We start from the raw sequence: 5,730 nt of genomic DNA, 5'->3' as shown, positions 1-5,730 counted from the left end.
TCGGCGGCGAAGTCGTAGAACTGCTCCACCAGCAAAATCGCCATGTCGCCCCGGGCCGCCAGTTTCTTGATGACCACGCCGATCTCCTTGATCACCGACGGTTGAATGCCTTCGGTGGGCTCGTCGAGAATCAGCAGGCGCGGACGGCTGGCCAGGGCCCGGCCAATGGCAAGTTGCTGTTGCTGGCCACCGGACAGGTCACCGCCACGGCGTTGTTTCATTTGCAGCAGCACCGGGAACAATTCGTAAATGAACGCCGGCACCTCTTTGGCCTCGGCGGCGGGAAAACGCGACAGGCCCATCAGCAGGTTTTCTTCCACCGTCAGCCGTCCGAAAATCTCCCGGCCCTGAGGCACGTAGGCAATACCGGCGTGCACCCGTTGGTGCGGTTTGAAGGTGGTGATGGGTTTGCCTTCCCAGCTCACCGCCCCTTCCTTGGCCGGCAACAGGCCCATCAGGCATTTGAGCAGGGTGGTCTTGCCCACGCCGTTGCGGCCCAGCAGGCACGTCACCTCGCCGACCTTCACGTCGAATGACAGGCCGCGCAGGATGTGGCTACCGCCGTAGTATTGGTGCAGCTTGTCGACTTGCAGCATTTTCCAGATTCTCCTCGAACCCCTGTGGGAGCGAGCCTGCTCGCGATAGCGTCAGAACATTCAGAATGGATGCTGACTGACACACCGCCATCGCGAGCAGGCTCGCTCCCACATAAAAAGCAATTTTGCGCCTCAGCGCCCGAGATACACCTCGATCACCCGCTCATTGTCCTGCACCTGCGCCAGCGACCCTTCGGCCAGCACGCTGCCCTGGTGCAGCACGGTGACGTGGTCGGCAATCGCGCCGACGAAGCCCATGTCGTGTTCCACCACCATCAGCGAATGCTTGCCCGCCAGTGATTTGAACAGCTCGGCAGTGAACTCGGTTTCGGCGTCGGTCATGCCCGCCACTGGTTCGTCGAGCAGCAAGAGTTGTGGGTCCTGCACCAGCAGCATGCCGATCTCCAGAAACTGTTTCTGCCCGTGGGACAGCAACCCGGCGGCGCGATTGACCGACGTCGTGAGGCGGATGGTCTCCAGCACTTCGCTGATGCGCTCGTGTTGCTCGCCAGTGAGTTTGGCCCGCAGGCTGGCCCACACCGATTTGTCGGTTTTCAGCGCCAGCTCCAGGTTCTCGAACACGCTCAAGGCTTCGAACACCGTGGGTTTCTGGAATTTGCGACCGATGCCGGCCTGGGCGATCTGCACTTCGCTCATGCTCGTCAGGTCCAGGGTTTCACCGAACCAGGCCTTGCCGTGGCTGGGCCGGGTCTTGCCGGTGATCACGTCCATCAGCGTGGTCTTGCCCGCGCCGTTGGGGCCGATGATGCAGCGCAATTCGCCGACGCCGATGTACAGGTTCAGAGCGTTCAGGGCCTTGAAACCGTCGAAACTGACGCTGATGTCTTCCAGGGTCAGGATAGTGCCGTGACGGGTGTTCAGGCCCTTGCCGGCGGCCTGACCGAGGCCGATGGCGTCGCGACTGCTGCCTTGGTCTTTGTTGGGATCCAGTATGGGTTCGAGCATGAAATCGGCTGTGGGTGTGATTCGCATCATTCGCCCCTTTTCTTGAGTAGCCCGATCACACCCTTGGGCAGATACAGGGTCACAACGATGAACAGCGCGCCGAGGAAGAACAGCCAGTACTCGGGAAAGGCCACGGTGAACCAGCTCTTCATGCCGTTGACCACACCGGCCCCCAGCAGCGGCCCGATCAGCGTGCCGCGCCCGCCAAGGGCCACCCACACGGCGGCCTCGATGGAGTTGGTCGGCGACATTTCGCTGGGGTTGATAATGCCCACCTGCGGCACATACAACGCCCCGGCCAGGCCGCACAACACCGCGCTCAATACCCAGACGAACAGCTTGAAGCCACGGGGATCGTAGCCGCAGAACATCAGGCGGTTTTCCGCGTCGCGCAGGGCGGTCAGCACTCGGCCGAACTTGCTGCGGGCCAGGCGCCAGCCGATGAACAGGCTCGCCACCAAGAGCAGCACCGTGGCCAGGAACAGCACCGCTCGGGTGCCCGGCTCGGTGATGCCAAAGCCCAGGATCGAGCGAAAGTTGGTGAAGCCGTTGTTGCCGCCAAACCCGGTTTCGTTGCGGAAAAACAGCAGCATCCCGGCAAACGTCAGGGCCTGGGTCATGATCGAGAAATACACGCCCTTGATCCGCGAGCGGAAGGCGAAGAAGCCGAACACCAGCGCCAGCAACCCCGGTGCCAGCACCACCAGGCACATGGCCCAGACAAAGCTGTCGGTGCCGCTCCAGTACCAGGGCAATTCGCTCCACGACAGAAAGGTCATGAACGCCGGCAAGCCGTCACCGGCGGCCTGGCGCATCAGGTACATGCCCATGGCATAGCCGCCCAGGGCGAAGAACAGACCGTGGCCCAGGGAGAGCAGGCCGGCGTAGCCCCAGACCAGGTCCAGCGCCAGGGCGACGATGGCGTAGCAGAGAATCTTGCCCACCAGGGTCAGGGTGTAAGCCGAGACATGCAGCGGGTTATCCACCGCCAACAGCGACAGCAGCGGCAGGCTCAACAGCACTGCCAGGATCACCACGCCGACGGCGAGGGTGACTTTCGGGCCGGCCTTTTGCGCGGCCGTGAGCATCAGGGGCTGGTTCATCAGTCGATTACCCGTCCTTTGAGCGCGAAGAGGCCTTGCGGACGCTTCTGGATGAACAGAATGATCAGCGCGAGGATCAGGATCTTGCCGAGCACGGCGCCGATCTGCGGTTCAAGAATCTTGTTGGCGATGCCCAGCCCGAACGCGGCGAACACACTGCCGGCCAACTGACCGACGCCACCGAGCACCACCACCAGGAACGAGTCGATGATGTAGCTCTGGCCCAGGTCCGGGCCGACGTTGCCGATCTGGCTCAGGGCCACGCCGCCAAGCCCGGCGATGCCCGAGCCGAGGCCGAAGGCGAGCATGTCCACGCGGCCGGTGGGTACGCCGCAGCAAGCGGCCATGTTGCGGTTCTGGGTCACCGCGCGCACGTTCAGGCCCAGGCGGGTCTTGTTCAGCAACAGCCAGGTCAGCGCCACCACGAACAGGGCGAAGGCGATGATCACGATGCGGTTGTAGGGCAGTACGAGATTCGGCAGTACCTGGATGCCGCCGGACAGCCAGGCCGGGTTGGCGACTTCAACGTTCTGCGCGCCGAACACCAGGCGCACCAGTTGGATCAGCATCAGGCTGATGCCCCAGGTGGCGAGCAGGGTTTCCAATGGCCTTCCGTAGAGATGGCGAATCACCGTGCGCTCCAAAGCCATACCGATGGCGGCGGTGATGAAAAACGCCACCGGCAGGGCGATCAACGGGTAGAACTCGATGGCATTCGGGGCGAAGCGCTGGAACAGCATCTGCACCACGTAGGTGGAATAGGCCCCCAACATGAGCATCTCGCCGTGGGCCATGTTGATCACCCCCAGCAGGCCGAAGGTGATTGCCAGGCCCAGGGCGGCCAGGAGCAGGATCGAGCCCAGGGACATGCCGCTGAAGGCCTGGCCCAGCAATTCACCGATCAGCAGCTTGCGCTTGACCTGGCCGAGGCTGGTTTCGGCGGCGGTGCGTACCGTGGCGTCGGTTTCAACGCCGGGTTCGAGCAGGCCTTCGAGGCGGGTGCGGGCCAACGGATCGCCGGTTTCTCCCAATAGCCGCACGGCAGCCAGGCGAACCGACGGGTTGGGGTCCACCAGTTGCAGGTTCGCCAACGCCAGGCTCAGGGCTGCATGCACGTCTTCGTCCTGCTCGCCGGCCAGTTGCCGATCGAGAAACGCCAGTTGGGCCGGGCGGGCGCTTTTTTGCAGTTGTTGGGCGGCGCTCAGGCGCACGCTGGCGTCGGCGGCCAATAGTTGATGGCTGGCCAGGGCGGTTTCAATCAACCCTCGCAAGCGGTTGTTCAGGCGCAGGGTCTTGGGCTGGCCGTCGACGGTCAACTGGCCTTGTTGCAAGGCGTTGATCAGTTCGACACGCTCAGGTTCCGGTTGCGCGGCCCAGGTTTCCAGCAGCGTGGCTTGCTGGGGCGGCTTGGCGGCGAGGAAATCTTCGGCATCACCGGCGTGGGCCTCCAGTGGCAACAGCAGCACCAGGGCGAGGATGAGGCGGTAGAGGGCGGTGGGCATATGCTTGGCCTTGCGTGTTTGATCGTTCCCACGCTCCGCGTGGGAACGCAGCCCGGGACGCTCCGCGTCCCATGGTGGACGCAGAGCGTCCGGTGAGGCATTCCCACGCAGAGCGTGGGAACGATCAGCAGGGTTAGGGGCTTCTTCCCGGGCTCAGTTGCTCTTCACCGCATAGTCAGGCTTCTTGTCGTTGCCTTCGATGAACGGGCTCCACGGCTGGGCGCGGATCGGGCCCTCGGTCTGCCAGACCACGTTGAACTGACCGTCGGCCTGGATCTCGCCGATCATCACCGGCTTGTGCAGGTGGTGGTTGGTCTTGTCCATGGTCAGGGTGTAGCCCGACGGTGCGTCGAAGGTCTGGCCGGCCAGGGCTTCGCGGACTTTGTCGACGTCGGTGGACTTGGCTTTTTCAACCGCTTGCGCCCACATATGGATGCCCACGTAGGTGGCTTCCATCGGGTCGTTGGTCACGGCTTTGTCGGCGCCCGGCAGGTTCTTGGCTTTGGCGTAGGCCTTCCAGGCGTCGACGAATTTCTTGTTCGCCGGGTTTTCCACGGACTCGAAGTAGTTCCACGCCGCCAGGTTACCCACCAGCGGCTTGGTGTCGATGCCGCGCAGCTCTTCTTCGCCCACCGAGAACGCCACCACTGGTACGTCGGTGGCTTTCAGGCCCTGGTTCGCCAGTTCTTTATAGAACGGCACGTTGGAGTCGCCGTTGACCGTGGAGATGACCGCGGTCTTGCCGCCGGCCGAGAACTTTTTGATGTTGGCCACGATGGTCTGGTAGTCGCTGTGGCCGAACGGGGTGTAGACCTCTTCGATGTCCTTGTCTGCCACACCTTTGGAATGCAGGAACGAACGCAGGATCTTGTTGGTGGTGCGCGGGTAGACGTAGTCGGTGCCCAGCAGGAAGTAGCGCTTGGCACTGCCGCCTTCTTCGCTCATCAGGTATTCCACCGCCGGAATGGCCTGCTGGTTCGGCGCCGCGCCGGTGTAGAAGACGTTCGGCGACATCTCTTCGCCTTCGTATTGCACCGGGTAGAACAGCAGGCCGTTGAGCTCTTCGAACACCGGCAACACGGATTTGCGCGACACCGACGTCCAGCAGCCGAACACCACCGCGACCTTGTCCTGGGTCAGCAATTGACGGCCTTTTTCGGCGAACAGCGGCCAGTTCGAGGCCGGGTCCACGACCACCGCTTCGAGCTGCTTGCCGTTGACCCCACCTTTGGCGTTGATCTCGTCGATGGTCATCAGCGCCATGTCCTTGAGGGACGTCTCGGAGATCGCCATGGTGCCGGACAATGAATGCAAGATGCCGACCTTGATGGTTTCGGCGGCCTGGACGGTCCAGGCCATGCCCATCGCGGCAATGCTTGCCGAGAGTGTAAAAGCCTTGATCAAGCTACGACGCTTCATTGTGCGATCTCCGTGCAATTATGAGTTTTTTTCGATGGCAGATGCGGACGCTGAAAGGGCTTTTGCAAGGGGTGTGCCCGGTTGGGCAAAGGCATTGAGAATGCGGGGTTGGCGCGCTGGGGTAAAAGTGCGAATGCACCACTA

The 5,730-nt window shown here is 62.7% G+C and carries 4 protein-coding genes and 1 pseudogene; all 5 read right to left on the bottom strand.

All coding sequences use genetic code 11. The annotated features are described in order from the left end of the window. Positions 1-596: pseudogene (gene urtE / locus GSM73_RS20900) on the bottom strand (urea ABC transporter ATP-binding subunit UrtE); the annotation flags it as partial. A 132-nt stretch (positions 597-728) separates the two neighbouring features. Beyond that, complete coding sequence (gene urtD, locus GSM73_RS20895; RefSeq protein ID WP_047227437.1) at positions 729-1,589, bottom strand: urea ABC transporter ATP-binding protein UrtD; 861 nt, start codon at positions 1,587-1,589, stop codon at positions 729-731. Next, positions 1,589-2,665: an urea ABC transporter permease subunit UrtC gene (gene urtC / locus GSM73_RS20890; RefSeq protein WP_047227363.1), complete on the bottom strand. Its 1,077-nt coding sequence runs from the start codon at positions 2,663-2,665 to the stop codon at positions 1,589-1,591. Before urtC ends, urtD begins: the two co-directional genes overlap by 1 nt. Beyond that, positions 2,665-4,167, bottom strand: a complete 1,503-nt coding sequence (gene urtB, locus GSM73_RS20885; protein WP_160893716.1) for an urea ABC transporter permease subunit UrtB — start codon at positions 4,165-4,167, stop codon at positions 2,665-2,667. The genes urtC and urtB overlap by 1 nt, the downstream gene beginning before the upstream one ends. 153 nt (positions 4,168-4,320) lie before the next feature. Then, positions 4,321-5,586 carry an urea ABC transporter substrate-binding protein gene (urtA, locus tag GSM73_RS20880; RefSeq protein ID WP_076382868.1) on the bottom strand — a complete coding sequence of 422 codons (1,266 nt, stop codon included), beginning with the start codon at positions 5,584-5,586 and terminating at the stop codon, positions 4,321-4,323. Positions 5,587-5,730 lie beyond the last annotated feature (144 nt).

Source organism: Pseudomonas sp. PICF6, assembly GCF_009831705.1.
Lineage (GTDB): Bacteria > Pseudomonadota > Gammaproteobacteria > Pseudomonadales > Pseudomonadaceae > Aquipseudomonas > Aquipseudomonas rhizophila.
Note: the sequence above shows the minus strand (reverse complement) of the source record. Positions and strands in the feature narration are given on the sequence as shown.

Bases quoted from the DNA above. Each gene is read 5' to 3' on its own strand.
- urtA (WP_076382868.1), bottom strand. From the start codon at position 5,586: ATGAAGCGTCGTAGCTTGATCAAGGCTTTTACACTCTCGGCAAGCATT.
- urtB (WP_160893716.1), bottom strand. From the start codon at position 4,167: ATGCCCACCGCCCTCTACCGCCTCATCCTCGCCCTGGTGCTGCTGTTG.
- urtC (WP_047227363.1), bottom strand. From the start codon at position 2,665: ATGAACCAGCCCCTGATGCTCACGGCCGCGCAAAAGGCCGGCCCGAAA.
- urtD (WP_047227437.1), bottom strand. From the start codon at position 1,589: ATGCGAATCACACCCACAGCCGATTTCATGCTCGAACCCATACTGGAT.